This is a genomic window from Deltaproteobacteria bacterium (assembly GCA_016234845.1).
In the GTDB taxonomy this organism is placed as follows: Bacteria; Desulfobacterota; Deferrimicrobia; order Deferrimicrobiales; family Deferrimicrobiaceae; genus JACRNP01.
This window is the reverse complement of the sequence record JACRNP010000178.1, coordinates 1-2,312: the sequence shown is the minus strand read 5'-3', so window position 1 is coordinate 2,312 and position 2,312 is coordinate 1. Positions and strand designations below refer to the sequence as shown.

Sequence of the window (2,312 nt, the reverse complement as noted above, 5' to 3'; positions counted from 1 at the left end):
TTCCAGTACTTGTTCACGAGGAGGGTACCGATGTCCTGGACCTCGCCCCGCCCCATCTCCCCGATCCCCTTCACCACCATCAGGTCGGAATCGACGGCCGATACGGTCAGCGGGGCGTTGGTGATCTCGTCCCAGGTGACGTTGAGCGTCTGCCCGTTCAGCGTGACGCGCGGCGCTCCCACGGCAACGGCTTCCGCCGCCGGCGCGGGGACGCGCAGCGCGAGCAGGAGGGCTCCCGCGAACCCCGCGATCGCCATCCCGCGCCGCTCCCGCAGGCTACACCTTGACACTCAGGTACCTCTCCTGGACATCCATCGCCGCGTCGATCTCCGAAGGGGTCCCCTCGTAGACCACCGCGCCCTTCTCCATGATGTAGATGCGGTGGCAGATCTCCTTCAGGGTTTTCAGGTTCTGCTCGACCAGCAGGATCGAGGTCCCCCGCGCGTTGATCGCCTGGACCGTCTCCGCGATCGCCTGGACCAGCAGCGGCATCAGCCCCTCGGTCGGCTCGTCGAGCAGGATCAGGGCGGGATCCGCGACCAGCGCCCTGCCGATGGCGACCATCTGCTGCTCGCCGCCGGAGAGCGTTCCCGCCTTCTGCGACAGCCGCTCCTTCACCCGCGGGAAGTAGCCGTAGATCTCCTCGAGCTTCGCGGGATCGACCTTGCCCGTCACGCAAGCGATCTCGAGGTTCTCCCGGACCGTCAGCTTCGGGAACAGGTGCCTCCCTTGCGGGACGTAGGAGATCCCCTTGCGCGGCACGCGGTAGGCGGGAACCCCGGCCAGCTCCTCCCCCCGGAAGGCGATCGAACCGGCCCGCGCCGGGATCATCCCCATGACCGCCTTGAGGGTGGTCGTCTTCCCGACGCCGTTGCGGCCGACCAGCCCCACCAGCTCCCCTTCCCGGACCGAGAGCGAGGCGCCGTGGAGCACCTGCCCCTTGCCGTAGTAGCTGCAGACGCCGCTCATCTTCAGGATGTCAGTTGCCAAGGTACACCTTCCGGACCCGGTCGTTCCCCATGATCTCGGCGGGGGTCCCCTCGGCGAGCACCTCCCCGTAATGCAGCACGGTGATCCGGTCCGACAGCTCCATCACCACGCCCATGTCGTGCTCCACGAGGACGATCGTCTGTCCCCGGAGCATCGTCCGCATCCTCTTCACCAGGGCCATCGATTCCCGCGTGCTCAACCCCGCCGTCGGCTCGTCGAGCAGGAGCAGCTCGGGGGCGGTGCTGAGCGCGACCCCCACCTCCAGGATCCGCTGGTCGCCGTAGGAGAGCTCCGAGCAGACCGTTCCCGCCTTGTCGGCCAGTCCGGTGAGCTCCAGCATTTCGTCGGTCTTCTCCCGCACGTCCGACCACGCTTCCGGCCGGGCGAACGGGTTGAAGAACCGCCTCCGGGACTGCGCCGCCGCCCAGATGTTCTCGTACACGGTGAGGCCGGAGAACAGGCTCGTGATCTGGAGCGTCCGCGAGATCCCCCGGTGGGAGATCCGGTCCGGCGAAAGCCGCGTGATCTCCTCCCCCCGGAAGAGGATCCTTCCGGAGGTGGCCGTGTGGATCCCGGTGATCAGGTTGAGGAGCGTGGTCTTCCCGGCTCCATTGGGCCCGATCAGCGCCCGCAGCTCCCCCTTCCGCACCTCCATGGTGGCGTAGTTCACCGCCATCAGCCCGCCGAAGCTCTTGCTCACCTTCTCCAGCGTGAGGATCGCGCCGTTTCCGCCCACCTACCGTCTCCTTCCGCGCAGGAACCCGACGATCCCCTTCGGTGCGAAGAGGAGCGCCGAGACCAGCACCGCGCCGACGACGAGGTCGGTGGCGGTCAGCAGCTTCACCAGGTAATGTTCGAGCGACATGATGAGCCCCGCCCCGAGCATCGGCCCCACGAGCGTTCCGCCCCCGCCCACGATGGTGTACACCACCGCGTGGCCGGATATGGACCAGTGGAGGAACGTCGCCGATGCGTACTTCAGACTGAGGGTGTAGAGTCCCCCGGCAAGGCCGGAGAGCCCCCCCGCGATCACGAACGCCAGCAGCTTGTACCGGCGGACGTCGTAGCCGATCAGCCGCGCGCGCTCCTCGTTCTCCCGGATCGCCACGAACACCTTCCCCAGCGGCGAACCGACCATCCGGCGGAGGAAGAGGTAGGCGAGCGCCGTGACCGCCAGGACCAGGTGGTAGGTGGTGCGGATGCCCATGAGGTCCAGCTTCGCCACGCCGACGTCCAGCGGCGGCGGCATGAAGACCAGCCCGTCGGCGCCCCCCGTGAGAGAGGTCCACGTCTCGCCCACGGTGCTGCCGATCAGGGCGAAG

At 67.9% G+C, this 2,312-nt stretch carries 4 protein-coding genes; all 4 read right to left on the bottom strand.

The genetic code is table 11. The annotated features are described in order from the left end of the window. On the bottom strand, positions 1-290 hold a 290-nt coding region (locus tag HZB86_11540), incomplete at its 3' end, for a hypothetical protein (GenBank protein MBI5906155.1). Next, positions 277-969: an ABC transporter ATP-binding protein gene (locus tag HZB86_11535; protein MBI5906154.1), complete on the bottom strand. Its 693-nt coding sequence runs from the start codon at positions 967-969 to the stop codon at positions 277-279. The genes HZB86_11540 and HZB86_11535, both read right to left, overlap by 14 nt. Positions 970-979: 10 nt before the next feature. Further along, on the bottom strand, positions 980-1,666 hold the full coding sequence (locus HZB86_11530) for an ABC transporter ATP-binding protein (GenBank protein MBI5906153.1): 687 nt from the start codon (positions 1,664-1,666) through the stop codon (positions 980-982). Between the two features lie 60 nt (positions 1,667-1,726). Further along, positions 1,727-2,312 (bottom strand): branched-chain amino acid ABC transporter permease (locus HZB86_11525; GenBank protein MBI5906152.1); only part of this gene is annotated, 586 nt, incomplete at its 5' end.